The organism is Ruegeria sp. HKCCD6647-2 (assembly GCF_057221075.1).
The window spans coordinates 16467-43090 of the sequence record NZ_JBWVBD010000007.1 but is presented as its reverse complement, the minus strand read 5'-3'; the positions used below and the strand labels follow the sequence as shown (position 1 = coordinate 43090).

26 protein-coding genes are annotated in these 26624 nt (G+C 59.0%); 12 read left to right on the top strand and 14 right to left on the bottom strand.

Annotated elements, in window-relative coordinates:
• Positions 1-2: 2 nt before the first annotated feature.
• The 8 genes from sdhA to AC2TDJ_RS17920 form a co-directional block, all read right to left on the bottom strand.
• Positions 3-1808 carry a succinate dehydrogenase flavoprotein subunit gene (sdhA, locus tag AC2TDJ_RS17955; protein ID WP_480844052.1) on the bottom strand — a complete coding sequence of 602 codons (1806 nt, stop codon included), beginning with the start codon at positions 1806-1808 and terminating at the stop codon, positions 3-5.
• Positions 1809-1826: 18 nt separating this feature from the next.
• A complete protein-coding gene (gene sdhD, locus AC2TDJ_RS17950) occupies positions 1827-2198 on the bottom strand; it encodes a succinate dehydrogenase, hydrophobic membrane anchor protein (RefSeq protein WP_480844051.1) in 372 nt (123 codons plus the stop codon).
• A 12-nt stretch (positions 2199-2210) separates the two neighbouring features.
• On the bottom strand, positions 2211-2597 hold the full coding sequence (gene sdhC / locus AC2TDJ_RS17945; RefSeq protein ID WP_480844050.1) for a succinate dehydrogenase, cytochrome b556 subunit: 387 nt from the start codon (positions 2595-2597) through the stop codon (positions 2211-2213).
• A 215-nt stretch (positions 2598-2812) separates the two neighbouring features.
• Positions 2813-3475, bottom strand: a complete 663-nt coding sequence (locus AC2TDJ_RS17940) for a DUF1194 domain-containing protein (protein ID WP_480844049.1) — start codon at positions 3473-3475, stop codon at positions 2813-2815.
• Between the two features lie 71 nt (positions 3476-3546).
• Positions 3547-4575 (bottom strand): MaoC family dehydratase, encoded by a 1029-nt coding sequence (locus tag AC2TDJ_RS17935; RefSeq protein WP_480844048.1) that lies wholly within the window; start codon positions 4573-4575, stop codon positions 3547-3549.
• On the bottom strand, positions 4575-4781 hold the full coding sequence (locus tag AC2TDJ_RS17930) for a DUF1737 domain-containing protein (protein WP_480844047.1): 207 nt from the start codon (positions 4779-4781) through the stop codon (positions 4575-4577). Before AC2TDJ_RS17930 ends, AC2TDJ_RS17935 begins: the two co-directional genes overlap by 1 nt.
• Positions 4782-4793: 12 nt before the next feature.
• Positions 4794-5348 carry an NnrU family protein gene (locus AC2TDJ_RS17925; protein WP_480844046.1) on the bottom strand — a complete coding sequence of 185 codons (555 nt, stop codon included), beginning with the start codon at positions 5346-5348 and terminating at the stop codon, positions 4794-4796.
• A 6-nt stretch (positions 5349-5354) separates the two neighbouring features.
• Positions 5355-6212: an HpcH/HpaI aldolase/citrate lyase family protein gene (locus tag AC2TDJ_RS17920; protein ID WP_480844045.1), complete on the bottom strand. Its 858-nt coding sequence runs from the start codon at positions 6210-6212 to the stop codon at positions 5355-5357.
• A 175-nt stretch (positions 6213-6387) separates the two neighbouring features.
• Between AC2TDJ_RS17920 and AC2TDJ_RS17915 the strand changes: the two genes are divergently transcribed.
• On the top strand, positions 6388-6693 hold the full coding sequence (locus AC2TDJ_RS17915) for a hypothetical protein (protein WP_480844044.1): 306 nt from the start codon (positions 6388-6390) through the stop codon (positions 6691-6693).
• Between the two features lie 3 nt (positions 6694-6696).
• On the opposite strand, the gene AC2TDJ_RS17910 is transcribed toward AC2TDJ_RS17915, so the two are convergent.
• Positions 6697-7452 carry a sulfite exporter TauE/SafE family protein gene (locus AC2TDJ_RS17910; RefSeq protein WP_480844043.1) on the bottom strand — a complete coding sequence of 252 codons (756 nt, stop codon included), beginning with the start codon at positions 7450-7452 and terminating at the stop codon, positions 6697-6699.
• A gap of 160 nt (positions 7453-7612) precedes the next feature.
• On the opposite strand from AC2TDJ_RS17910, the gene mdh reads away from it, so the two are divergent.
• The 10 genes from mdh (at position 7613) to lpdA (ending at position 20074) form a co-directional block, all read left to right on the top strand.
• Entirely contained in the window at positions 7613-8575 is a 963-nt protein-coding gene (mdh, locus tag AC2TDJ_RS17905) for a malate dehydrogenase (protein WP_480844042.1), read from the top strand.
• A gap of 570 nt (positions 8576-9145) precedes the next feature.
• Positions 9146-10339, top strand: coding sequence for an ADP-forming succinate--CoA ligase subunit beta (gene sucC / locus AC2TDJ_RS17900; RefSeq protein ID WP_480844041.1), 1194 nt, complete (start codon positions 9146-9148; stop codon positions 10337-10339).
• Between the two features lie 705 nt (positions 10340-11044).
• Positions 11045-11872 carry a glycosyltransferase family 25 protein gene (locus AC2TDJ_RS17895; RefSeq protein WP_480844040.1) on the top strand — a complete coding sequence of 276 codons (828 nt, stop codon included), beginning with the start codon at positions 11045-11047 and terminating at the stop codon, positions 11870-11872.
• A gap of 13 nt (positions 11873-11885) precedes the next feature.
• Entirely contained in the window at positions 11886-12767 is an 882-nt protein-coding gene (sucD, locus tag AC2TDJ_RS17890) for a succinate--CoA ligase subunit alpha (RefSeq protein WP_480844039.1), read from the top strand.
• A gap of 18 nt (positions 12768-12785) precedes the next feature.
• Positions 12786-13331 carry a DUF805 domain-containing protein gene (locus AC2TDJ_RS17885; protein ID WP_480844038.1) on the top strand — a complete coding sequence of 182 codons (546 nt, stop codon included), beginning with the start codon at positions 12786-12788 and terminating at the stop codon, positions 13329-13331.
• Positions 13328-13867 (top strand): DUF805 domain-containing protein, encoded by a 540-nt coding sequence (locus AC2TDJ_RS17880; protein ID WP_480844037.1) that lies wholly within the window; start codon positions 13328-13330, stop codon positions 13865-13867. The genes AC2TDJ_RS17885 and AC2TDJ_RS17880 overlap by 4 nt, the downstream gene beginning before the upstream one ends.
• Positions 13864-16821, top strand: coding sequence for a 2-oxoglutarate dehydrogenase E1 component (locus AC2TDJ_RS17875; RefSeq protein ID WP_480844036.1), 2958 nt, complete (start codon positions 13864-13866; stop codon positions 16819-16821). The genes AC2TDJ_RS17880 and AC2TDJ_RS17875 overlap by 4 nt, the downstream gene beginning before the upstream one ends.
• Positions 16822-16824: 3 nt before the next feature.
• The gene (gene odhB, locus AC2TDJ_RS17870) at positions 16825-18339 is read left to right on the top strand and encodes a 2-oxoglutarate dehydrogenase complex dihydrolipoyllysine-residue succinyltransferase (protein ID WP_480844035.1); all 1515 of its coding nucleotides are present in this window, start codon (positions 16825-16827) and stop codon (positions 18337-18339) included.
• A gap of 2 nt (positions 18340-18341) precedes the next feature.
• Entirely contained in the window at positions 18342-18611 is a 270-nt protein-coding gene (locus tag AC2TDJ_RS17865) for a hypothetical protein (RefSeq protein WP_480844034.1), read from the top strand.
• A 74-nt stretch (positions 18612-18685) separates the two neighbouring features.
• Positions 18686-20074 carry a dihydrolipoyl dehydrogenase gene (lpdA, locus tag AC2TDJ_RS17860; RefSeq protein WP_480844033.1) on the top strand — a complete coding sequence of 463 codons (1389 nt, stop codon included), beginning with the start codon at positions 18686-18688 and terminating at the stop codon, positions 20072-20074.
• A 137-nt stretch (positions 20075-20211) separates the two neighbouring features.
• Here lpdA and AC2TDJ_RS17855 read toward each other — a convergent pair whose 3' ends face one another.
• The 4 genes from AC2TDJ_RS17855 to AC2TDJ_RS17840 are packed head-to-tail and all read right to left on the bottom strand — an operon-like array spanning position 20212 to position 23117.
• On the bottom strand, positions 20212-20817 hold the full coding sequence (locus tag AC2TDJ_RS17855) for a pyridoxamine 5'-phosphate oxidase family protein (RefSeq protein WP_480844032.1): 606 nt from the start codon (positions 20815-20817) through the stop codon (positions 20212-20214).
• Positions 20804-21544, bottom strand: coding sequence for a lysophospholipid acyltransferase family protein (locus AC2TDJ_RS17850; protein ID WP_480844031.1), 741 nt, complete (start codon positions 21542-21544; stop codon positions 20804-20806). The genes AC2TDJ_RS17855 and AC2TDJ_RS17850 overlap by 14 nt, the downstream gene beginning before the upstream one ends.
• Positions 21544-22443 carry a cell division protein FtsX gene (locus tag AC2TDJ_RS17845; protein ID WP_480844030.1) on the bottom strand — a complete coding sequence of 300 codons (900 nt, stop codon included), beginning with the start codon at positions 22441-22443 and terminating at the stop codon, positions 21544-21546. The genes AC2TDJ_RS17850 and AC2TDJ_RS17845 overlap by 1 nt, the downstream gene beginning before the upstream one ends.
• Positions 22440-23117: a cell division ATP-binding protein FtsE gene (locus AC2TDJ_RS17840; RefSeq protein ID WP_480844029.1), complete on the bottom strand. Its 678-nt coding sequence runs from the start codon at positions 23115-23117 to the stop codon at positions 22440-22442. Before AC2TDJ_RS17840 ends, AC2TDJ_RS17845 begins: the two co-directional genes overlap by 4 nt.
• A gap of 184 nt (positions 23118-23301) precedes the next feature.
• On the opposite strand from AC2TDJ_RS17840, the gene AC2TDJ_RS17835 reads away from it, so the two are divergent.
• The gene (locus tag AC2TDJ_RS17835) at positions 23302-24063 is read left to right on the top strand and encodes a zinc-ribbon domain-containing protein (protein WP_480844028.1); all 762 of its coding nucleotides are present in this window, start codon (positions 23302-23304) and stop codon (positions 24061-24063) included.
• Between the two features lie 5 nt (positions 24064-24068).
• Here the strand turns inward: AC2TDJ_RS17835 and AC2TDJ_RS17830 are convergent, their stop codons facing one another.
• A complete protein-coding gene (locus AC2TDJ_RS17830) occupies positions 24069-26609 on the bottom strand; it encodes a TIGR02302 family protein (RefSeq protein ID WP_480844027.1) in 2541 nt (846 codons plus the stop codon).
• Between the last annotated feature and the right edge of the window lie 15 nt (positions 26610-26624).

Genomic DNA, 26624 nt, shown 5'->3' with positions numbered 1-26624 from the left:
CCTTAGAACGTCCGCGCCTTGGGCGCGATTCTATTCAGGCTGATGCCGCCTTCATCCTCGGTCGTCAGCGGATCGACGATCACGGGGCGATAGCTCAGCTCAACCTTGTTGCCTTCGACGCGGGACACCGTGTGAACACGCCAGTTTTCGTCATCACGCTCGGTGTAGTCCTCATGCGCGTGGGCACCACGGGATTCCTTGCGCGCCTCGGCGCCCACGATCGTGGCCAGGGCACTCGGCATCAGATTGGTCAGTTCCAGCGTCTCCATCAGGTCACTGTTCCAGACCAGCGAGCGGTCGGAAACCTTCAGGTCGTCCATCTTGGCCGCGATTGCGGTCATTTTCTCGACACCTTCGGCCATGGTTTTGGCCGTGCGGAATACGGCCGCGTCCGATTGCATCGTTTTCTGCATCTCAAGCCGCAGATCGGCCGTCGGGATCGCTCCGTTGGCGTTGCGGATCGCGTCGAAGCGGTCAAACGCCTTGTCAACCGACGCCTGGTTCAGAACAGGGTTCGGCGCCGTGGCATCCACGACCTTTCCGGCCCGGATCGCTGCGGCACGCCCGAATACCACAAGGTCGATCAACGAGTTTGAACCCAAACGGTTCGCGCCGTGGACCGAAGCGCACCCGGCCTCGCCAACTGCCATCAGACCCGGAACTACCGCTGTCGGGTTTTCAGGCGTCGGGTTCAGAACCTCACCCCAATAGTTCGTCGGAATACCACCCATATTGTAGTGCACGGTCGGCAGAACGGGGATCGGCTCTTTGGTGACGTCAACACCGGCAAATACGCGGGCCGATTCCGAAATCCCCGGCAAACGCTCGGCCAACGCTTCTGCTGGAAGGTGGCTGAGGTTCAGGTGTATATGGTCCCCGTCATCCCCGTGCCCGCGACCTTCACGAATTTCCATAGTCATCGAGCGCGAGACATAATCGCGCGGCGCGAGGTCCTTGTACTGAGGCGCGTAGCGCTCCATGAACCGCTCACCTTCCGAATTGGTCAGGTAACCGCCCTCGCCGCGTGCGCCTTCGGTGATCAGGCAGCCCGAACCATAGATGCCGGTGGGGTGGAACTGCACGAACTCCATGTCCTGCAGGGCCAGACCCGCGCGGGCCACCATGCCGCCGCCGTCGCCGGTACAGGTATGGGCCGAGGTTGCGCTGAAATAGGCGCGACCGTAGCCGCCGGTCGCCAACACCACCATCTTGGCGTTGAAAACATGCATCGTGCCGTCGTCCAGCTTCCAGCAGACGACGCCCTGACATTGCCCGTCTTCGGACATGACCAGGTCGATGGCGAAGTATTCGATATAGAACTCGGCGTTGTTCTTCAGCGATTGACCGTACAGCGTGTGCAGGATCGCGTGACCGGTCCGGTCAGCGGCGGCACAGGTGCGCTGCACGGCGGGGCCTTCGCCGAATTCCGTGGTGTGGCCGCCAAAGGGGCGCTGGTAGATCTTGCCTTCTTCGGTCCGGCTGAACGGAACACCGTAGTGCTCCAGCTCATAAACGGCCTTGGGCGCCTCGCGTGCCAGATATTCCATCGCGTCGGTGTCGCCCAGCCAATCAGACCCCTTGACGGTGTCATACATGTGCCATTGCCAATGGTCGGGGCCCATATTCGACAAAGATGCAGCGATACCACCCTGCGCCGCTACTGTATGAGATCGGGTCGGGAAAACCTTGGTCACGCAGGCGGTGCGCAACCCCTGCTCCGCCATTCCCAGCGTCGCTCGCAGACCGGCCCCACCGGCGCCGACAACGACCACGTCATATTCATGCGTTTCGTATTCGTATGCAGCCATTTCTTTCAGCTCCGGGGATTAAAGGGCAATGCGCGCGATGGCGAAAACACCGGCAGCAGCAGCGCCATAGGACAAACAGATGGTCAGGATAATCAGCACCTTTTCCATGGTGCCGTGGACATAGTCTTCCAACATCACCTGTGCGCCACTGGCAAAGTGCTTGAAGCCGACAATCAACGTCAGCGCAGCGACAATGGCCGGGAACGGACGCGAGTAGTAGTCCAACACGACATCATAGGGCTGGCCCAATATCGGACCAAATGTGAAGATAAACAATGGAACAAGGATCAGCAGCGCAACCGAGCTGACTTTCATGCTCCAGAAATGTGCGGTGCCGGACTTGGCTGAACCAAGGCCAATCGCGCGTTTGCGGTCGGTCAGATAACGCATGTCAGGCCTCCTTTATCCGACGATCAACAAGGTCAACAGGGTCAGGACCACCGATCCGATCACAACGGCCCAACCCAGCTTATAGGCAGTCGGAAGATCCAATCCGATCCCGTTGTCCCAGATCAGATGCCGCACGCCAGCCAGTGTGTGATACCAAATACCCCACAGTGACAAAGCCATCACCAGATCGCCCAGAACCGAAGTCAACCACCAGTTCGCGCGCTCGAACGCTTCGGGCGAAGTCGCGGCAGCGAGAAACCACCAGACGATCAGCAGCGCCGTCACGATCATTGCGTTTCCCGTGATTCGCGTCAGAATGGATGTGACCGAGGTCAATTGTGGACGATAGATCGACAAGTGCGGAGATAGCGGGCGGTTGCCCCGATTTACATCGGCCATGGCGGCTCCTTTTCGGTTGGCTACCGAACGTTTTACCGCTTTTTGCGACTCTGTCACGTGCTGCAAGTGCAAAAATCACTAAATTCGGCCCAATTTGACGTATTATGTGCAATTGTGATCACACAAAATAATGTCGTGATCACAAATCTCATTCAGCCGTGCCTATGTTAGCGTTTTCAATGCCAAAGCAATGTGATCACGAATCTGCAATCCGGTTATTTCAGCCGGGCAGTTTGCTGTGTCACTTCTCGTAGCAGCTTTTTTCGTATGCGCTCGGGATAATCGGAAAAGCCGGCTGCCGAAACGACAAAGGCGCCTTCGCCGACGATCACATTCTCAAAAAAATAGGCCGTCAGGTCCGGCTCGCTTTCTTCAATGGCGATGGCATTCACCGTAATGCCGCGGTCGCGCAACAGGTCGCGCATCTCAGATGGTTCCACCCCTTCGTTCGAAATACCGTCCCCCGACAGATCAATAAGATGCCTGCTGCATTCCGACACGGCATCGAAACTGGACACTGTAACCTCGAGCGCCTCGCCGATGGCCGTAGAGAAATTGCGCCACACGCGCGGATCTTTCGCGACTTGCTCGGCGAAGTGATCCAGCGTCGCGAAACTGTCAATTCGGGTCCAGGGAATCGTCACGCGCTGGCGCGAGCTGCCGGTCCATTGCACAAGCATCAGATGTGCCTGTCCCCGTACCAATGCTTCGGAAACGACTGGGTCACGCAAGCCAGCGGCCAGACCGTCCATCTGAATCCGAAACTCCGTTGAATCCACCGAGCCCGACACGTCGACGGCCAATGCCAGCGCCAGTTCACAGGCCGCGGCAGGTGGCGCCAGGCACAGGCACGCCACGAGATTACGGAGCACTTTCATACCTGCAGCCTAGCACGATTGGCGCGGGCTGCATTCAAATGAATGTAACCTCGGATCAGCAGTTCATCAGGTCAAACCGGCATCAATGCCCAATAATCGAGGTCCAACAGTACCTCGGGCAGGTACTTACCGCCTTCGTTTCGCAAGGCGAAAGGATCACCACCTTTGGTCGCAACCAATCTCAGGCGAAGGGCGCCGACACCCGGAACATGTGTTTCTGCCTTATCCAAAACCTCGGACCATGCCTTGATCGTGTCGCCGGCAAAGCAGGGATTTGCATGCGCCCCGCCGTTCAGGCCAACGATCATCTGCGCGTTCGCCAGGCCGTTGAAGGACAAGGTTCGGGCCATTGAAATCACGTGGCCGCCATAAATCAGACGGCCTTCGGGGCGGAAGGTCAGGTCAAAATGCACCTTGGCTGTGTTCTGCCACAGCCGGGTTGCCAGCATGTGCTCGGCCTCTTCGACCGTGACACCGTCGACATGGTCGATTGTTTCACCGATTTCATAATCGCCCCAGCGATGCGCCTCGCCTGCCTGCTCAAAATCGTAGTTTGAAAAATCCAGCCCCTGCGGGACCACAAGATCCTGCGCGCCCAATGCATTCTTCAGCTCGGGCACCAAAGTTTCGGGTGCCGGCGCATCAGGGTTCGATTTGCGCACCATGACCCATCGCACATACTCGATCACCACTTCGTCGCGCTGGTTCAGGCCCCGAGTTCGAACCCAAACAACCCCCGTTTTGCCATTCGAGTTCTGCTTGAGACCGATAACCTCGGATTCCGACCGCAGCGTATCGCCGGGATAGACCGGTTTCAGCCACCGACCCTCGGCATAGCCCAGATTGGCCACCGCATTTAGCGATATGTCCGGCACGGTCTTGCCAAAGACCACATGGAATGCTGCCAGATCGTCAACCGGACTTTGCGGCAAACCGCAATTCCGGGCGAATTCGTCCGAGGAATAAAGCGCGTGCCGCGCCGGGTAGAGCGCGTGATAGAGCGCGCGTTCGCCCTCTGTCACGGTGCGGGGCACTGCGTGGTGCAGTACCTGTCCGACTGAATAATCCTCGAAGAAGTGACCCGGATTGGTTTTTGCCATTACTGCTGCCCCAGTTTCATGTCAGGTGAATAGTCGGCCTCGACCTCTTTGATAACCGCCTGCGCGCAGCGCATGACATTGCTTGCCGCATCGAATGCGTAGGAGGGGGAACCGTGCAGCTCCCACCCTTTGGCCAGCGCATCGGAGACCTTGTGACAGAAGGCGGACGTATCCTCCTCGGTCAGGAGTCGATAGAGTTTTGCCATAATGTCAGCTCCTTACGAGGGGAAAGGCGAGGGTCCGACCAACCCATGAACATAACCGATGATCCCGAACAACACGATGGAAGCGACAAAGAACATAGCGTCCTTGCCGTACGTGCCCGGCTCGCCGGGGGTCCATTCGGGTTCTGCTCGGTTGATCACGATCACTTCGACGACAGCCCATGCCAGAAGCCCGCCGAACAGAATGATCGAGGCCAAATCGCCATTCACCAGCAAGTGCGCAAAGGCCCATGTCTTGAAACCGGTCAGCATCGGATGGCGCATTTTGTTGAGGAGTTTGCCTTTGGTTCCGGCAGGACTCATCATGAAGATCGCGATCAGCACCAGCAGATTGTTGATATGGATCATGAATGTCGGAGGCGCCCAGACAAAGATCGTATCGGTCATCCTATATCCGAAGATCATCAACAGGATGGCGGCGGCCAGTGCCAGTGCCACTGCGCCTTTCCCGGCATCGCCCATCGCGGCACGCCGTTCGGGCATCACGCGTTTGAACAAATGCGCGGCCCACCAAAGCGCCACGCCAAGGATCAGAAGAACAAAGCCCATGCTGGCTTACCCCGCTTGCAAAGCTACAATCGCCTCTGCTTTTGCCAGAATTTCGCGGGCAGTTACAACGTGTAGGTTTTCAACGATTTTGCCGTCGACGACGGCGACCCCCTGCCCTTGCGCCTCGACCTCTTCAAACGCCGCGATCTGGCGGCGGGCAAGGTCTATTTCCACGTCTGACGGGGCGTAGGCCGCATTGGCGATATCCACCTGTGCAGGATGGATCAGGGTCTTGCCGTCAAAGCCCATGTCGCGCCCTTGCGCACATTCAGCGGCCAAACCATCGCCATCTTTGAACGCATTGTAGACACCGTCGACGATTATCAACCCTTCGGCCTTGGCGGCCAGCAGACACAGACCCAAAGAGGTCATCAACGGCATTCTGTCGGGGCGGAACCGGGTTTGCAGTTCCTTGGCCAAATCATTTGTGCCCATGACAAATCCCGCCATCAAGGGATGCGCCGCAATTTCGGCAGCGTTCAACATCCCCCGGGGGGTTTCCATCATGGCCCAGATCGGAAGATCGCCAGTGATCGCAGCCAGTGCGTCCACATCTGCGGCCCTGTTGACCTTGGGAAGCAACACCACATCAGCGCCCATCTCACGCACCGCCTCTGCATCCGCCTGCCCCCATTCAGTATCGAGCCCATTGATTCGAACGATTTTGAACCGTGCGCCAAATCCACCTGCTTCCAATGCGGCCTTGAGCGTTGCGCGGGCGTTGTTCTTTTCATCGGCAGCAACCGCGTCTTCCAGGTCGAAGATGATCGCATCCACGGGCAGGGTGCGCGCCTTGTCCAAAGCCCGCTCTTTCGAGCCGGGAATATAAAGAACCGAACGGTACGGGCGCTGACGGGGATCCATTGATTTTTCCCTTTGAAATAAAGTTGCGCGAAATGGGGCATTTTTTTCCGGAAAGTTCAAGTGGAAAATTGCCGCAATGCAGCATTCCCGCCGGTGCGGCGCAACGGGCGTTGCCTTAACGGAAATTCTTCATCGTCCCGTCACCCTTTCGGCTGCAGGTGAAAAGGGGACCGACATGAATTCCACTATGATCAAGATGACAATGGGCTTGGGCATCGCGGCACTGGCGGCGCAGCAATTGAACGCTCAGACCCGCCAATGTGCACCGCGCACCGACGTGATTGAACAACTGGCAGAGACCTATGGCGAAACACGCAGGGGGATCGGACTCGCACGCCAGGGTGCGGTGATGGAGGTTTTTGCCTCGGACGTCACTGGTAGTTGGACAATCACTGTGACCCTGCCGGATGGCACAACCTGCCTTGTTGCCTCGGGTCAGTCTTACGAAACGCTGGCCGAGGCGCTGCCACCCAATACCTGAGTGTCAGGTCAGCGCATCCCAGATCAGCTTGCTTCCCGTAATGGTCAGCAGAACATAGGCAATTCCAAAAAACAGGCGCTCGGACACCATCCAATGCGCCCGGACGCCCAACCAAGCGCCAATCACCGCAAATGGCGCCAACAACAAATCGGCCCACGCTGTGTGCCATGTAAACAGGCCTAAAAAGGCGTACGGAACGAACTTCGCAGCATTGATGACCCAGAACACCAGAACCGTGGTGGCCTGAAACTCGGTTTTCGAAAGACGTTGCGACAACAGATAGACCGCGGCTGGCGGCCCGCCAGCATGGCTGACGAAACTGGTAAACCCGGCAACGAGACCGGCAAACAATCCCGCAGGCGGCGGCAGGCGATTGGCGAACCCGCGCACCCAGCCACGCGACTGAGAGATGTGCCAGACGACGAAACCGACGGAAATCCCTCCGATCAACAGGCGCAGCAGGTCGTCGTTGGTGGCGCGAAACAGCCATGCGCCCAGCGCCACACCGGGCACCGCACCCAACATCAGAAGGCGCGAATCCTGCCAGCTCCAACGTTTCCAATAGGGCCGCAGAGTCGCGACATCGATGATCATCAGGATGGGCAGCATGAGTGCCAACGCCTGCCCCGGCTCCAGTATCAAAGCCAGAATCGACGAGGACGCAAAGGCCACGCCCGACCCGAAGCCGCCTTTTGAGATACCCGCAAAGATCACCGCCGGGATTGCCACAGCAAAAAACATCAGGTTCAATTCGAACATGCGGCGGCCCCGGAACAGCTTGCTATGATGGCCCTTTAGCGCAATCAGCGTATGCAGCGCAAACGGTATGCGGTCGCATGCCGCGCCGCAGAACACTTGCGCAATGCCGTTTAAACGACTAGCAAAATCGCGATTTCAAAACCGACCGGAGACAATCCAAATGGCCAGACCCAAGATCGCGCTGATCGGCGCAGGTCAGATCGGCGGCACGCTCGCCCACCTCGCAGCAATGAAAGAACTTGGTGACGTCGTGCTGTTCGACATCGCCGAAGGCATCCCGGAAGGCAAGGCGCTGGACATTGCCGAATCCGGACCCGCGGAAGGGTTCGACGCCCAACTGAAAGGCACCCAATCCTATGAGGACATCGCAGGCGCCGACGTATGCATCGTCACCGCCGGTGTGCCCCGCAAACCGGGAATGAGCCGCGACGACCTGCTGGGCATCAACCTGAAGGTCATGAAATCGGTCGGTGAAGGCATCGCGGCCAACGCGCCTGATGCATTCGTCATCTGCATCACAAACCCGTTGGACGCGATGGTCTGGGCCTTGCGCGAATTCTCGGGCCTGCCGCACAACAAGGTCTGCGGCATGGCTGGCGTATTGGACTCGGCCCGCTTCCGCCACTTCCTGGCCGAAGAGTTCGAAGTGTCGATGCGCGACGTCACCGCCTTCGTACTGGGCGGTCACGGCGACACCATGGTACCGTCGGTGCGTTATTCGACCGTCGCTGGTATCCCCTTGCCTGATTTGGTCAAGATGGGCTGGACGACGCAGGACAAACTGGACGCCATCGTGCAGCGCACCCGTGACGGTGGTGCCGAAATCGTTGGCCTGCTGAAAACCGGCTCGGCCTATTATGCACCGGCCACGTCGGCGATCGAAATGGCTGAAGCGTACCTGAAGGATCAAAAGCGTGTCCTGCCCTGCGCCGCCTACTGTGATGGCGAACTGGGTGTCAGCGGCATGTATGTCGGCGTGCCCACCGTCATCGGTGCCGGTGGCATCGAAAAGGTCGTCAATATCACCCTGAACGAGGAAGAGCAGGCCGGTTTCGACAATTCGGTCAACGCCGTGAAGGGCCTGATCGAGGCTTGCAAGGGGATCGACAGCTCGCTGGCATAAGGTCTGGAATTCCGGACCCACGACTTGAATGCGCGCTTTTCGGCGCGCATTTTCTTTCATACCTATCGCATTCGAGCATCATTCTTTCCGGTAATTATGTCATTCAAACTCACTGTTTTTTTGTTGGCCGTGCCAATTCTATGTCTGGCATTCATACGAACCTCACACTCCTCCACTGCGCGAGATTGGGCGCGCGTAATCCTGCCGTGCTATTTCGTGCTGTGCTTTCTCTGTGGTGTGTTCGGAACGCTCTTCATGATGTTTGCTATTTTGACGGCCGTTCAAACTGACCTTCCCTGGATGGAACTGCTGAGTATGGCGTTGGAAAGAACGTTTCCTTTCTTTTTGGTTGGTGCCGCAACTGTACTGATGTGGATCTGGCAGAATCGATACTGGTCCTGACTCGTCAAGAGTGCAGGTTATTCGGTTTTGTGATCACACCCCAAAATGCTGTGATCACAAATAGTGAAAATCTTCGTAAAAAACAGCGCTCCCATAAAAAAACCCTTTAAACTTGACCACTAGACGCCCCTATAACGGATAAATTCGCAGTCAGACGGGACACTTTCGATGAACATTCACGAATATCAGGCCAAAGCCCTTCTTCGCAGCTATGGCGCACCGGTATCCGATGGCCGCGCCGTATTGCGCGCCGAGGAAGCCAAAACCGCAGCCGGTGAATTGGACGGGCCACTTTGGGTCGTCAAGGCACAGATCCACGCGGGCGGCCGTGGCAAGGGTTCGTTCAAGGAAGCTGACGCGGGTGACAAAGGCGGTGTCCGTCTGACCAAATCGGTTGAAGAAGCCGCCGAGGAAGCCAAGAAGATGCTGGGCCGCACGCTGGTGACCCATCAGACCGGCCCGGCGGGCAAGCAGGTCAACCGTATTTATATCGAGGCCGGTTCGGGCATCGAACGCGAGCTGTACCTGGCCCTGCTGGTGGACCGCCAAACCAGCCGCATCTCGTTCGTTTGCTCCACCGAAGGCGGCATGGACATCGAAGAAGTGGCTGCCGCCACGCCTGAGAAAATCCTGTCCTTCTCGGTGGACCCGGCCACCGGCTATCAGCCCTATCATGGCCGCCGGATCGCCTTTTCGCTGGGTCTGCAAGGCGCGCAGGTCAAGCAATGTGTCAAGCTGATGAACCAGCTCTATAACGCCTTCGTCGAGAAGGATATGGAGATGCTGGAAATCAACCCGCTGATCGTCTCGGACAGCGGCGACCTGAAAGTGCTGGATGCCAAGGTCGGCTTTGACGGCAACGCGGTCTATCGACACCCGGATATCGCCGAACTGCGCGACACGACCGAGGAAGACCCCAAGGAACTGGAAGCCAGCAAATACGACCTGAACTACATCGCGCTGGATGGCGAGATCGGCTGTATGGTCAACGGCGCCGGCCTGGCGATGGCAACGATGGACATCATCAAGCTCTATGGTGCCGAGCCTGCCAACTTCCTCGACGTGGGCGGCGGTGCGACCAAGGAAAAAGTGACCGAGGCGTTCAAGATCATCACCTCGGACCCGAACGTCAAAGGCATTCTGGTCAACATTTTCGGCGGCATCATGCGCTGCGACGTCATCGCCGAGGGCGTTGTCGCCGCGGTGAAAGAGGTCGGCCTGCAGGTTCCGCTGGTCGTGCGCCTGGAAGGCACCAATGTCGAGAAGGGCAAAGAGATCATCAACACCTCTGGCCTGGACGTGATCGCGGCGGACAACCTGAAAGACGGCGCCGAGAAGATCGTGAAAGCGGTTAAGGGGTGAACACAGTCCGACGTATAAGTCTGCCGTCGGTATTGTTGGCCGCGGGCGCTTTGATCTCTGCTTGTGATGAAAGCCCTTCAAGGCTTTCATCCGGAGGAAACGTTGCGCAAGAAGCGGCCAATTCGTTCTCAAGCACTTGTCTGGCAAGCTTGCCCGATTTCAGTGATTTTCAAAGTAACGCACGGGCTGCTTCGTTGAATTCCTCAAGGGATCTAGGTCAAATTCGTTCAGTATATGTCGTGCCGAATAGCGAGATAATTGTCGGCCTTCAGAGCCTCCCAGGTGCGTCTGACGTCGAGGTCTGCGGTATTAGAGCGATCAGCTCCGAGCCTCCGTCAGTCATTGGGAATGCTATTTTGAAAGCAGCCCTCTCGACTGTGGGCTCAGGAACTGAAGAAGAGTTTCCATCCGAAAGGTTCGAATACGCTATCCAGCTTCCAAACGGTAGCCTTCTCACACACGACGCAAAAGACATGGGGAGCACGACAAGCAACGTGTTTCTGATTTCACAACCAGTGCCGCAGGGAAGAGTCCCGTCGCTAATTTACGGCGAATAGGCTCGCCCTCAGGAACCCAATAAAGGAGAACGCCAAATGGCAGTCCTCATCGACGAAAATACCAAAGTGATCTGTCAGGGCTTTACCGGCTCGCAGAGCAGATTGCATTGGGTGTGGACTGTCTGATCTTTCTGGAAAACCAAACCCCATGACCATCCCCATCTTCCTCATAGGTCTTGAACGCGCCACCGGGCGGACGCGTTTGATGGAGCAGGAGCTGCAAAAAGCAGGCCTGTCGGCGACGCGCGTCAATGCTGTCGACTGCGATGCCGCCACCCGTGAGGATTTTCTGCGCGAGTGCAAGGCCGAGGGACCGTGGGGATATTTCCACACCAAGGACATGGCCTGTACGCTCAGCCATGCCAAAGCGTGGGAGGCCGTCATTGCCTCGGGGGCTGAACAGGCGTTGATCCTTGAGGATGACGTATTCCTGACGTCTGAACTGGCGGACTGGCTGAACGATCCCTCCTGGTGGCCAGCGGATGCGGATATCGTGCGGTTCGAACGCTGGCGCAGCAGCAAGCTGTACGTGGCGCTTGGGCGCGAACGGCTGTCCCATCTGGGGCGAGAGCTGCGCCTGATGCGCTCGCGCAATCCGGGCGGCGCGGCCTATGCATTGACCCGCGAGGCGGCGGAGCATTTCCTGGCGCAAAAGCCCTATGACATCACACTTGACGGTTTGCTGTTCAACCCGTCCGCCTCGGCGGCGGCGCGGCAGGTCAACATCTATCAGGTGATCCCCGCGATGGTCGAACAGGGCAACGAGGCCCCCGGTGAAGTGCAGATGGGCGCACCGCGCCATCGCCCGACCGGTTGGCCTCTGATCCGGCAAAAAGTCCGTCGGGGCATCGCTGAAATCAGCAGCGGCCTCCGCACGATCACCAATCTGGCGCTGGGACGCGCCACGCTCGAAAAAATCACCTATGCGCCGCAGGTTCTGCCAGCGGCTGAACCCCATCAATCCAACACCGCCTAGAGAAAGGGACAAAATGGCAGTCCTCATCGACGAAAACACCAAGGTCATCTGTCAGGGCTTTACCGGCTCGCAAGGCACATTCCACAGCGAACAGGCCATCGCCTATGGCACCAAGATGGTCGGCGGCGTGACCCCCGGCAAAGGCGGGATGACCCATCTTGACCTGCCCGTGTTCAACTCGGTCCACGAGGCCAAGGCGGTGACCGAAGCCAACGCCTCGGTGATCTACGTGCCGCCGCCCTTTGCGGCTGACTCGATCCTCGAAGCGATTGATGCCGAGATGGAAGTGATCGTCTGCATCACCGAAGGCATCCCGGTGCTGGACATGATGAAAGTGAAGCGCGCGCTGGAAGGCAGCAAATCACGCCTGATCGGCCCGAACTGCCCCGGTGTGATTACGCCTGACGCCTGCAAGATCGGCATCATGCCCGGCCACATCCACAAGCGTGGCTCGGTCGGTGTTGTGTCCCGTTCCGGCACCCTGACCTATGAGGCCGTCAAGCAGACCACCGATGTGGGTCTGGGTCAGTCCACCTGTGTGGGCATCGGCGGCGACCCGATCAAAGGCACCGAGCATATCGACGTGCTGGAATGGTTCCTGGCCGATGACGAGACCGAATCCATCATCATGATCGGTGAGATCGGTGGCTCGGCCGAGGAAGAAGCCGCGCAGTTCCTGGCGGATGAGGCCAAGAAGGGTCGTAAAAAGCCGACCGCCGGTTTCATCGCAGGCCGCACAGCCCCTCCGGGCCGTCGCATGGGCCACGCGGGCGCGATTGTCGCCGGCGGCAAGGGCGGTGCCGAGGACAAGATCGAAGCCATGCGCTCGGCCGGTATCGTCGTGGCCGAAAGCCCTGCCCAGTTGGGTGAGGCTGTGCTGGAAGCGATTGGGTAAGCGGAACAGCCTGTAGTTATGTTGACCAGTATCAAAGAACTTCTATCGTTTTCCGGGCGGGCGTCCCGCTCGGAATACTGGAAGTATGCTGTTCCGATATTGGTGATGATTGCAGGCGCACTGTTCGTCGATTTAGCGGTTCTTGATCCGACTGCATATCAGAGTGTGACCACAACAACCGATCTGCTGACGGGAGAAGAGACACAAGAGGTTTCGATTGTTATCAAGTATGGCCCAGGTGTCCTTAGCCTCGTTGTTTCCCTTATACTCCTTGTTCCGTTTGCAGCTGTTCTGACGCGCCGGGTACATGATATCGGATACCCGGGCTGGTACGCTTGGTTGGCTCTATTCCTAGCTTTCTTCTTCGGACCAGCATTTTCTTTCTTCGCAGGTTTGTTGGGTCTGATCTCGATACCATTGGCCCTAGTCGTTGCGATCCTACTGGGGATACCGCAACTTGTGATTTCGATACTCGCACTGATCGTAGTCGTTTTGTGGGGTACGACCCCTTCGGAGCCGGGCCCTAACGAGTACGGGCCAGACCCATCGGGGGCGATCGCATGACCTTCTCTGACGCCATCCGCACCTGTTTCTCCAAGTTCTTCACCTTCTCAGGTCGCGCCTCGCGGCCTGAATACTGGTTCTTTTTCCTGTTCATCGTGATCTGGAGCTTTATCGCCGGGATCATCGACTGGCGGTTCTTCACTCAGGTCTCGGTCGCGCAAACGGATGAGGTCAAATCTGTTGCGGCTACGTCCTCGCAACCGGTTCAGAGCATCGTGGCACTGATCGTGTTTATCCCTCATCTGGCCGTGGCCTTCCGGCGGATGCACGATACGGGGCGCAGTGGGCTTTACGCCCTGCTGCCGATCCTGCTGATCGTCGGAGCATTTGCAGTTCTCGTCTTTGGCATCGGTATCGCCAGCCAATTTCACGGTGGAACAATGGATATTTTGCTGACACGCGCCACTTTGCTTATCGTAATTCCGACACTGCTGGTTTTGTTTGTGTCGCCCCTCCTGGTTCTATGGTGGCTCGCACGCCCCAGCCAACCAGGCACCAATCAATACGGTCCCAACCCAACAGAGGTAGCCCAATGACCGAACACACGCCCAACTCCGCCTTTCATGCTTCAAGCTTCATGCAAGGACACAATGCCGAATATCTGGAGCAGCTTTATGCCCAGTACACCAAGAATCCGGGTGCAGTAGATGCCGCCTGGGCCGAGTTCTTCCAGGCGATGGGCGACGCCACGCCGGACGTGCAGAAAGAGGCCGAAGGGCCATCCTGGGCCCGCACCGACTGGCCGCCGATGCCCGCCGACGATCTGACCGGCGCGCTGACCGGGGAATGGGCCGAGATTGACGCCAAGGCGGCAGGCAAGAAGATCAAGGAGAAGGCCGAGGCCAAAGGTGTCGAGGTCAGCGACGACCAGATCAAACGCGCGGTTCTGGACAGCCTGCGGGCACTGATGCTGATCCGGGCCTACCGGATCCGGGGCCATCTGGCCGCCGATCTGGACCCGCTTGGCATGCGCGCTGCCAGCACGCACCCGGAACTGGACCCCAAGACCTATGGGTTCACCGATGCCGACATGGATCGTCCGATCTTCATCGATAACGTGCTGGGGCTGCAGATGGCCTCGATGCGGCAGATCGTCGAGATCGTAAAGCGAACCTATTGCGGCACCTTCGCGCTGCAATACATGCATATATCGGACCCGGAACAGGCCGCTTGGCTGAAGGAACGGATTGAAGGCTACGGCAAGGAAATCCAGTTCACCAAGGAGGGCCGAAAGGCCATTCTGAACAAGATGGTCGAGGCCGAGGGCTTCGAGAAGTTCCTGCATGTGAAATACATGGGCACCAAGCGGTTCGGTCTGGACGGCGGTGAAAGCCTGATCCCGGCGATGGAGCAGATCATCAAGCGCGGCGGCGCGCTGGGTGTCAGCGACATCGTCATCGGCATGCCGCACCGGGGTCGACTGAACATTCTGGCCAACGTCATGGGCAAACCCTACCGCGCCATATTCAACGAATTCCAAGGTGGCAGCTTCAAACCCGAGGACGTGGATGGCTCGGGCGACGTGAAGTATCATCTCGGGGCCTCCAGCGACCGTGAGTTCGACGGCAACAGCGTGCACCTTTCGCTGACCGCGAACCCCTCGCATCTCGAGGCGGTGAACCCGGTTGTGCTGGGCAAGGTCCGCGCCAAGCAGGATCAGTTGAACGACGCCGATCGCACCAAGGTGATGGGTATCCTGCTGCACGGTGACGCGGCCTTTGCCGGTCAGGGCGTCGTGGCCGAAGGGTTCGGCCTGTCGGGCCTGAAGGGGCACAAGACCGGCGGCACGATGCATATCGTGGTGAACAACCAGATCGGGTTCACGACCGCACCGCACTTTAGTCGCTCGTCACCCTATCCGACTGACATTGCGCTGATGGTCGAAGCACCGATCTTCCACGTGAACGGCGATGACCCCGAGGCGGTGGTCCACGCGGCCAAGGTGGCGACCGAATTCCGTCAGAAGTTCCACAAGGATGTGGTCATCGATATCTTCTGCTATCGCCGGTTCGGTCATAACGAGGGCGACGAGCCCATGTTCACCAACCCGATCATGTACAAAAAGATCAAAACCCATAAGACCACGCTCAGCCTCTATACCGAGCGGCTGGTCAAGGACGGGCTGATCCCCGAGGGCGAGATCGAGGACATGAAAGCGGCCTTCCAGGCGCATCTGAACACCGAGTTCGATGCCGGAAAGGACTACAAACCCAACAAAGCCGACTGGCTGGACGGGCGCTGGTCTCATCTGGACAAGAACAAAGAGGAATACGTCCGCGGCGAAACCGCGATCTCGCCCGAGACACTGGCCGAGATCGGCAATGCCCTGACACACGCTCCGCAAGACATTGCGATGCACAAAACCGTCGCCCGCCTGCTGGATCACAAGAAGCAGATGTTCGACTCGGGCACCGGGTTCGACTGGGCCACCGGCGAGGCGCTGGCCTTCGGGTCCTTGCTGACCGAAGGTTATCCGGTGCGATTGTCCGGTCAGGACGCAACGCGCGGTACGTTCAGCCAGCGCCACTCCGGCTTTGTCCATCAGGAAACGGAAGAGCGGTACTATCCGCTGAACAACATCCGCGCCGGGCAGTCGAACTATGAAGTGATTGATTCGATGCTGTCGGAATATGCGGTGCTGGGCTTTGAATACGGCTACTCGCTGGCAGAACCCAATGCGCTGGTTCTATGGGAGGCACAGTTCGGCGATTTCGCCAATGGCGCGCAGATCATGTTCGACCAGTTCATCAGCTCGGGCGAAAGCAAATGGCTGCGCATGTCCGGTCTGGTCTGCCTGCTGCCGCACGGGTTCGAAGGCCAGGGGCCCGAGCACTCCTCGGCGCGACTGGAACGGTTCCTGCAGATGTGCGGTCAGGACAACTGGATTGTCGCCAATTGTACGACGCCCGCGAACTATTTCCACATCCTGCGCCGTCAGTTGCACCGCACGTTCCGCAAGCCCTTGATTCTGGTAACGCCAAAGTCGCTTCTGCGCCACAAGCTGGCAGTCAGCAATGCCGAAGATTTCACAACCGGCTCCAGCTTCCACCGGGTGCTGTGGGACGACGCACAAAAAGGCAACTCGGACACCAAGCTGGTCAAGGACGACAAGATCAAGCGCGTGGTGATGTGTTCCGGCAAGGTCTATTTCGACCTGCTGGAGGAACGCGATGCACGAGGCATCGACGATGTCTATTTGATGCGGATCGAGCAGTATTACCCCTTCCCGGCCCATTCACTGATCAACGAGCTTGAGCGCTTCAAGCAAGCCGAAGTGGTCTGGTGTCAGGAAGAACCCAAGAACCAGGGAGCGTGGTCCTTTATTGAACCCAATATCGAGTGGGTTCTCACCCGGATCGGCGCGAAACACAAGCGTCCGGTCTATGCCGGTCGCGCAACCTCGGCTTCGCCCGCAACGGGCCTGGCCAGCCAACATAAAGCCCAACAAGAGGCGCTCGTGAACGAAGCGCTGAGCATCGAAGGAAAGTAAGCGATGACGATTGAAGTTCGAGTTCCCACGCTTGGCGAGTCGGTCACCGAAGCCACGGTTGCGACATGGTTCAAGAAACCCGGCGACGCTGTAGCCGTGGACGAGATGCTCTGTGAGCTTGAGACCGACAAGGTCACGGTCGAAGTACCTTCACCTGCCGCGGGTGTGATGGGCGAGATTGTCGCCGCCGAAGGGCAAACCGTAGGCGTCGACGCATTGCTGGCCACCATTGCAGCAGGCGAGGGCGCTGCCCCGGCCCCTGCACCGGCGGCAGAGCCGGCTGCGGCCCCGGCTGCGGCGGGGGGCAGCGTTGACGTGATGGTGCCAACGCTGGGCGAATCCGTCACGGAAGCTACTGTTTCGACCTGGTTCAAACAGGTGGGCGACAGCGTTGCCCAGGATGAGATGCTGTGCGAGCTGGAAACCGACAAGGTTTCCGTCGAAGTTCCCGCACCAGCTGCCGGTGTTCTGGCCGAAATCACGGCCCCGGAGGGTGCAACCGTGAATGCCAGCGCCAAGCTCGCGGTGATCTCGGGCTCGGCAGCGGGTGCCGCTGCCACTCCGGTCGCTGCCGCGGTGGCAGCTCCTGCGGTGGCAGCAGGCACCGGCAAGGACGTATCAAATGCGCCATCCGCGGAAAAAGCCATGGCCGAGACCGGACTGACCGCCGATCAGGTTACAGGAACAGGGCGCGATGGCCGGATCATGAAGGAAGACGTGGCCCGCGCGGTTGCAACGGCATCGGCCCCAGCGCCTGCGGCGGCTGTGCCCGCCCCCGCTGCCCAGGCCCCGCGCGCGCCTGTCGCCGCCGAAGATGAGGCCCGCGAAGAACGGGTCCGCATGACCCGCCTGCGCCAGACTATCGCCAAGCGCCTGAAGGACGCGCAGAACACCGCCGCCATCCTGACCACCTATAACGAGGTGGACATGACCGAGGTGATGGCACTGCGTAATCAGTACAAGGAACAGTTCGAGAAGAAGCATGGCGTGCGTTTGGGTTTCATGTCCTTCTTCACCAAGGCCTGCTGCCACGCGCTGAAAGAAGTACCCGAGGTGAATGCCGAGATCGACGGCAACGACATCGTCTACAAGAACTTCGTGCATATGGGCGTTGCCGCCGGTACGCCGCAAGGTCTTGTGGTTCCGGTTATCCGTGATGCTGACAGCATGTCTTTTGCCGCGATCGAAAAGGCCATCGCCGAGAAAGGCAAGCGCGCCCGCGACGGCAAACTGAGCATGGCCGAGATGCAGGGCGGCACCTTCACCATCTCGAACGGTGGCGTCTATGGCTCATTGATGTCCTCGCCCATCCTGAATCCCCCGCAATCGGGTATTCTGGGTATGCACAAGATCCAGGACCGTCCGATGGTCATCAATGGTGAGATCAAGATCCGCCCGATGATGTATCTGGCGCTTTCCTATGACCACCGGATTGTTGATGGCAAAGGTGCTGTGACCTTCCTTGTTCGCGTTAAAGAGGCGTTGGAAGACCCGCGCCGTCTGCTGATGGATCTGTGATCATGGCGACTCATGTACTCTGGCAGGCCGATGTGGCCGATTTCGATGTCTGGCTGAAAGTGTTCAAAGAAGACAAGAAGATGCGGGAGGCCGCGGGTATACGCGATCTCCACATCTGGAAGGACCCGGATCAAAAAGATCATGCAGTGGCGCTGTTCGAGATCACGGATCTAGACCGGGCCGAGAGCTTCATCGAATCTGAGGAACTGGCCATGCACCACGAACGCGGTGGCGTTGCCCATATTCAGATCAAGGTGCTGGAGCCGGTTTAGACAGAATTCCTGGCCATCTAAATCTTTTAGGTTGCCTGTTTAACAATAAACTCCTCGGGTTTTAGGAGAACAAAATGGCAAATTATGACGTCATCGTAATCGGCGCCGGTCCAGGCGGCTATGTCTGCGCCATCCGCTGCGCGCAACTGGGCCTGAAAACTGCCGTGGTCGAAGGGCGCGACACGCTGGGCGGCACCTGTTTGAACGTAGGGTGTATCCCTTCGAAGGCGTTGCTGCATGCCAGCCATCAACTGCATGAGGCCGAGCACAACTTTGCCAAGATGGGCCTGAAGGGCAAAAGCCCCTCGGTCGATTGGAAGCAGATGCAGGCCTATAAGGAAGAAACGATCGAGGGCAACACCAAGGGCATCGAGTTTCTGTTCAAAAAGAACAAGATCGACTGGCTAAAGGGCTGGGGCTCGATTCCCGCCGCAGGTAAGGTGCAGGTCGGCGATGAAGTGCACGAGGCCAAGAACATCATTGTCGCATCCGGGTCCGAGCCCGCATCGCTGCCAGGTGTTGTGGTTGACGAAAAGGTCGTTGTGACCTCGACCGGTGCGTTGTCGCTGGGCAAGATCCCGAAAAAGATGGTGGTCATCGGTGCAGGTGTGATCGGATTGGAGCTGGGCTCGGTTTATCAGCGTCTGGGCGCCGACGTGACTGTGATCGAATTCCTGGATGTCATCACGCCCGGAATGGATCCCGAGGTTCAGAAGACCTTCCAGCGGATCCTCAAAAAGCAGGGCTTGAAGTTCGTCATGGGCGCGGCAGTGCAAAAGACCGAAGCCACCAAGACCAAGGCCAAGGTGACGTATAAGCTGCGCAAAGATGACAGCGAGCATGTGATCGACGCCGACACGGTACTGGTTGCCACCGGTCGCAGGCCCTATTCCGATGGTCTGGGTTTGGAGGCACTGGGCGTCGAAATGACGCCGCAGGGGCAGATCAAGGTGGGTTCTGACTGGCAGACCAATATCCCGGGCATCTATGCCATCGGCGACGTCACCGAAGGCCCGATGCTGGCCCACAAGGCCGAAGATGAAGGAATGGCTGCTGCCGAGCAGGTTGCGGGCAAGCATGGCCACGTGAATTACGGCGTCATTCCAGGTGTGATCTATACCTGGCCCGAAGTTGCCAATGTGGGCGAGACCGAGGAGACGCTCAAGGCTGAGGGTCGTGCCTACAAGGTCGGTAAATTCATGTTCATGGGCAATGGCCGTGCCAAGGCAAACTTTGCCGCAGACGGTTTCGTGAAAATTCTCGCCGACAAGGAAACCGACCGAATCCTAGGTGCGCATATCATCGGCCCGGCGGCCGGTGATCTGATTCACGAGGTTTGCGTAGCGATGGAATTCGGTGCTTCGGCAGAAGATCTGGCCCTTACCTGCCATGCCCACCCGACCTATTCCGAGGCGGTCCGCGAGGCCGCGTTGGCGTGTGGCGACGGGCCGATTCATTCGTAAACTGCCGCAAGACCGAACCGGAGGAAGCGAGGCTCTGCCTCGCGCTCCGGGATATTTTCGGCCAGATGAAGATCGGATACTTATAGATTTCTTCGGCCGAGGTTCTTCACGAGCGGCGCGGAGGAGTCACAGGGCTGTTACCACAAGGTTTTGGCCGCCCGCGCGCCCCATTCCGTGTCATAACGATCCCCGCCTTCTTCGCCTTTCGTCATTTCGGCCAGAATGGACCCGGCGCTGGGCAGCTCGGCACTTTCGTCGCCGCTGACCCACGTACGTGCGCGCATGAGCGCTCGGGCGCATTGTGTGTAGATTTCGCCGATTTCGACGATGATGACCGTCGCTGGGCGTTTGCCCTGTTTTTCGAATTGAGAGCGGAGCGCCACGTCCGCGGTCAATCGGGCGGATCCGTTCAGGCGCACCACAGTATTGGACCCCGGCACCAGAAACATCAGTGACACGCGTGGGTCGCGGACGATGTTTCGCAAACTGTCCAGCCGGTTGTTGCCCCGCCAATCCGGCATCGCCAGCGTTCCGGGATCAAGTTCGACTACCACCGGACCATCATCGCCACGCGGACTGCCATCGACGCCCTCCGGTCCGACGGTGCTCAGCACGCACAGGCGCGATGCCATGATCCACTGGCGGTAGAGCGGTGTCAGCCGGTGCGAGACCTTGCGGATGGCCGGAGCACCCGGTGTGCCATAAAGCGCTTCGAGTGCCGCGATGTCTTCAATGTACTCCATCCGGATCAAACCCCACTTCCCGCATCAATTCATTCGATCGTGTCTCGATATCCTGCTCCAGACGACCCAGAAAATCCTTGCGCTCAACGCCCGGTTCAATTGGGTTCAGGAACTCGACTATAGCCCGGCCAGGCTTGCGCAGAATACCTGTACGAGGCCAGAAAACGCCCGCGTTCGTGGCCGCCGGAATACAAGGATAACCCAGACCTTCGTACAAGACCGCGGTTCCGACCTTGTAGGGTTTGTGGGCCCCCGGTGCGACGCGTGTGCCCTGCGGATAAATCACCAGCTGACCGGGTTCCGAGAATTCGCGTGCAACATCCTTGACCATCTTGGCAACGGCAACACCCTTTTTGCCGCGATCAACCGGGATGCAGCCCAACCTGCGTGCATACATACCGATAACGGGGGTCCAGAGGAGTTCACGTTTCATGATGAACTTGCCGTGGGGGATGGCGTCGAAAATGATGATGATGTCCAGAAAGGATTGGTGCTTGGCGCCGATCACAACTTCGCCCGTTGGAATGGCTCCGCGAACCTCGGTATGGATGTCCACCATCCAGCGCGCCAGCCACCGCGTTGTTCGTGCGTAGGTCTTGCAGGCCCGCAGCGCGCCGCGTTTGGAAAACAGCGCGTAAGGAGCAAAGATCAGCCCAAGGATCAGCATCCAGGCATAGATCGTGATCATGAAGATCAGGGACCGTATCCATTGCAGGGCCATGGCCATCAAGAAAGCTCCTTCAACTTGCGACGGGCTGCGGACCAGGTCGCCAGAAATGCAACGGTCGCGCCCAATAGTGGGATCAGCGCGGGCAACAACCATCCAAACCCCTGAAAGCCCAGGCCGGTCAGAAAACCGCCTTCGTCCGACGCTTCGGGCAGCAACAGCACGCCGGACATGCCCAGCAAAGTTCCGATGGCAGCCCCGAACAATGCCCGGAATGTGAACCTGCGAACAAAAGCACCGGCGATGAAACGGTCCTGAGCACCAACCAGACGCAATACCTCGATGATCTGCGCATTGGCGGCAAGAGAGGCATTGGCCGCTAGCGTGATCATTGCCGCTGTGGCGCCACCGATCAAAAGAATTGACACCCACCCGAGCCGCCTAAGCGAGGTCGCGGCATCAACCAAGGGCTCACGCCATCTGGAATGGTCGTCCAACACTGCGCCAGGGACTTCGGCCCCCAACCGCAGGCGCAGGCCAGTCGCATCCAAGCCAGGTTCACCAATGGTGATTTCAATCAACTGCGGGACAGGCAAAGTGTCCAGCGGCAGGTCAGGGCCAAACCACGGCGTCAATAAAGCCGCCTGTTCCTCGGTCGTCAACGCGCGGGCCGATGCCACACCGGGCGTCTGACTCAGCACGGTCAGGGCCGCCGCGGTCTGCGCGGCCTGCTGCTCGGCCGGGGCGTTGATCCGCAGGGTTGCAGCCCCCGCAAGTTCTGAAGCCCAGCGATCGGCCAATCGTCCCGAAGCAAGCGACAGGGCCAGCGCAAAGACCGCGAGGAAAGCCATGGCGCCCGACACGAACAGGGTCAGATGCGCGGTGAACCCGGTTGGTGGGACGACCCGGTCCGCACGCCTGTCCCGGCGCAACATGCCGCGGATGTCTCCCTTGCTCATAGATCGGCCCCCGCAAGGTGCAGTCTGCGCTGCGAGATGCGCAGAACACGCGCCTGAACCTGGCTTTTGGCAGCTCGGATCAGGCTCAGGTCATGCGTGGCGATCAGGACGGTTTTTCCCATTCGGTTCAGCTCGATCAAAAGGCGTAGCAGACGCTGGGACATCTCCCAGTCGACATTGCCCGTGGGTTCATCCGCCAACACTACGTCGGGCGACAGAATGACCGCGCGTGCCAGCGCCGCACGCTGGCGCTCACCGCCAGACAGCTCGGGGGGACGGGCCTCAAGCCGCGCGCCCAGCCCTACCCAGTTCAAAAGCTCGGTCAGGTTGTTCTGCTCGGCCTCGGCCGCGCGTCCAGACACCATCATCGGCAATGACACGTTTTCGGCCAGCGTCATGTGATCCAGAAACCGGCAATCCTGATGCACCACGCCGATACGGCGGCGCAGCAGCGCCATCTGGTCCCGGTCAAGCCGCGCGACATCTTCTTCGAACACGCTGAGACGCCCTGACGTCGGTAGCAACGCACCATAGCAAAGCTTGAGCAGCGTGGTCTTGCCCGCACCGGAAGGACCGGTCAGAAAATGGAAGGATCCGGGTTGCAGACGTACAGACACATCGCTCAACAGCTCTCCGCCGCCATAGCTGTAGCTGACATTTTCCAGCTCGATCACGCCTGCCCCCTTTTGTTCTGAGGCTTGTCTTGCCTTAGTGCGGCCGTGGTTTCAATGCCTCTACCGGTCCCATTTGGTGACACTTAACCCCCTGAAACCGAAAACACGCTTTGCTGATAGGGTTTAACGGAATATAATTCCTGAAAAAACTAGTATCAGGCCGACAGGCAGGCCAGGAGGCAGTATGCGACTTACATGTCCGAATTGCAGTGCCCAGTACGAGGTTCCGGATGACGTGATCCCCGAAGGTGGGCGGGACGTGCAGTGTTCAAACTGCGAGCAGACGTGGTTTCAGCCCAAGCACCCGGAAGCACAAACCGAGGCGCCCGAGCCAGAGGTTCACGAAACCGCTGAGCCTGTGCCCGAGGAGCCAAAAGAACCCGTTGCGGACGCTTCAGAAGCCATGGCTGAATCTACCGCGAAACCGGAAGAGCCCAAGGTTGAAGAAACCCCGGAGCCGGCCGCGAGTACAAGTAACGTTGATCCCGCCGTGGCGAATATTCTTAAGGAAGAAGCCGCGCGCGAAGCCGATCTGCGTGCCAAGGAAGGCGTGAGTCTGGAAAGCCAGCCGGATCTGGCGCTCGACCCGCCGGTTGAACCCAAGGTTGAGCCGGAAAGACCGACCGCGACCAAAACCGCCGCTGATGCCGGTCAAAAAGACGCCCTTCCAGATGTCGAGGCGATCAGTTCCGGTTTGCGCAGCGATGATACTCCAAAGGCTGCCGAAACGGCGCCTCCTCCTGAACGGAGATCCGGTGGGTTCATGCGTGGCTTTGCCCTGATCGTGATCATCGGTGTTGTGCTGATCCTGATTTATGGGAATGCAAGCCGGATCAGTGAAGCTGTACCGCAGGTCGATCCCGTGCTGCAGTCCTATGTCTCACTGGTCGATCAGGCGCGCCTGTGGCTTGAGGCTCAAACCGGCAGCGGGGCGCCTCAGAACTGAGGCGCTCAGAACCGCTCAAGCAGCCTTTTCAGGTATTCCAGTTCGATCTGAGGCCGGTCGGATTCGCCGGTGCGGCGGCGAATTTCATCCAACAGTTCGCGCGCACGGCGGTATACGTCTTCGCCTTGCAACAAGTTGTCGTCGGTCGAGATGGACCCGGCCGAACCCGGCGTCCGCCCCAGCGGATCACGATTCTGGGCTTGCATGTCACCTTCCTGAGTGCCCTGCCCCGGCTGGTTCTGCTGGTTTTGCGCCAGCGCCTCACCCAGCGACCGCATCCCTTCGCGTAAGGCTTCCATAGCCTCGGACTGGCGATCAATAGCTTCGGCCAGATCGTCGCTGCGCAAAGCGTCTTCAGCCTCGTCCATGGCCCGTCCGGCCCGGCCCAGCGCCTCGCGCGCGGCTTCACCCTCGGGTGTCCCGCCACCCGGCAAGCCCTGTTCCTGACGCCGCAACTCCTCTCGCAGCGCCTGCTGCCGGTCCGCCAGCGATCCCTGACCCTGCTGACCGTCACCGGCCTGATCCGAGCCCTGACCCTGACCGCCCTGGCCTTCGTGACTCTGACCGCGGCCCTGACCACCCGAGCGACCCTCGTTGCCCTGATTTTCACCCGCCTGCGCGCCCGGGTTGAACTGTTCCTGCAGATCCCGGAATGCCTGATCGCTAAGACCCTGTTGTTCGCGCAGAGTCTCGGCCAATCCCTCCATCGCCTGCTGGCCTTCGGACTGTCCGCCTTGCCCCTGACCTTGCGTGACACGCATGTTTTCCATCATCTGCTGGAACTCTTCCAGCGCCTGCTGCGCCTCGGCCATACGGCCCTGTTCCATCAGTTCCTGAATGCGATCCATCATGCGTTGCAGGTCGTCCTGCGTCATCTGCAAAGTTTCACCACTTTGGCCGCGTTGGCGTTCGTCAGATTCGTTTTCCTGCGCCAGTCTCTGAAGCTGTCGCATGTAATCCTGCGTGGCTTCGCGCAACTCCTGCATCAACTCCGCGATTTCTTCGTCGCTTGCGCCGTTTTTCATCGCTTCGGTCAGACGCTCCTGGGCGCGGCGCATCCGCTCCAGCGCATCGGCCAGAGTGCCTTCTTCGATTAGAATCGCCAGATCCCAAAGGGCCTGCGCGATTTCCGCCTGCTGTTCGGGTTTGAGGCCATAATCCTCGAACGCCTCCAGGCGGCGCAGCAAGACCCGCAGCCGCAGGTAAGCGGTTTCTGATCTGAACAGATCTTCAGGCAAATGCGACACGGCGCGCAACACCTGCGATACGCGCAGCGCATTTTCCCGCGACCAAAGCAGGTCACGCCGCTGTTCGATCACGGCAGCGGCCAGCGGGTCAAAAAACCGTCGCGCGGGCAACGCGGTCGCGTATGGTTCAGAGGCAGACTGTTGATCAGCCGCATCCTGCGCCATCAAAGTGATCCGAACCGGCAGATGTGCCCATGGGTGCTGCGAGAAGTCTTCAATCAGGTCTTCAGTGAAATCTGTGCGTTCGCCGGTAATTGGCATCGGCAGTTGAACCGAGATTTCCGCGCGGGGTTCAGGTTCGGTTTTCAATCCATATCGGCGGTCCACCGCCGCCAGATCAAGCTCGATCAGCGCTGTGCCAGAGACAATGCCGTAGTCGTCGCTGGCAGCAAATGGCAGTTTCATCTGACCGCCAGCCTCAGCCTCGGCTGTGCCGGCGACCGAAATCTGTGGAGCCGCATCAGAGACCATGGCAACCGACCAGCCCCGACCAGCAGGACCATCAATCGTCAACTGACCAGAACGTTCAGCGACAAAATCCTGTTCCGGACCGGCCGCTGCCTCGGCGCCTGCCGCTGAAATGGATTCAGTCAGACTGTGCGCCCCGACCTCGCCATAAAACCTTAAAGTGACCCGGCTTCCCTGGGGGACCGTCAGCACCGGATCATCCTGATCGGCCAGGTAAAGCGTCGGCAGGCCCGTGTAACGGGGTGGTTCGACCCAGCCTTCCCATGTCGGACCTTGCCCTGCGACCGCAGTGCCGGGCGTCATTTCCGCAACTGAACCAATCCGCCAAATCGATCCAAACAGCGTTGCCACAACCAGAGCCAGCAGCGCCGCGTATCGCAGCGCATAGGGATCCCGCGCGGCAAGCCTAAGGTCCGGCTTGACGGGTTCGGCTTGCGCCGCCCTTTGGGACATACGCGCCTGATGAGCCTGCCACAGCGCGACCGAATCAGCATCCATCGCACCGATGGCCTGTTCATCCATCAGCGCCTGAATGGGGCGTCCTGGCAGGGTTTCGTCCAATCGAACCAAGGCTTCGCCCCGCGTCGGCAGATGCAGACGCCGCACTCCGATTACGGCTGCCGCCAGCAAACCCAAAAGCGCCAAAATACCGGCAATCCAGACGGTTTCGACGTTAACTAAGTCCTGAAGACCCAGCATAAGCGCGGCCATTATGGCCATCAGGATTGAAAAAAGGGGCCAGAATGCCCGAAGAACTTGCTCGGCCAGCATCCCTGCATGCGTCAGCCACAGGGACAATCTTGGAATTGGCAGGTTCGATAAGTCGCGCAACGCGGGCCTCCTGAC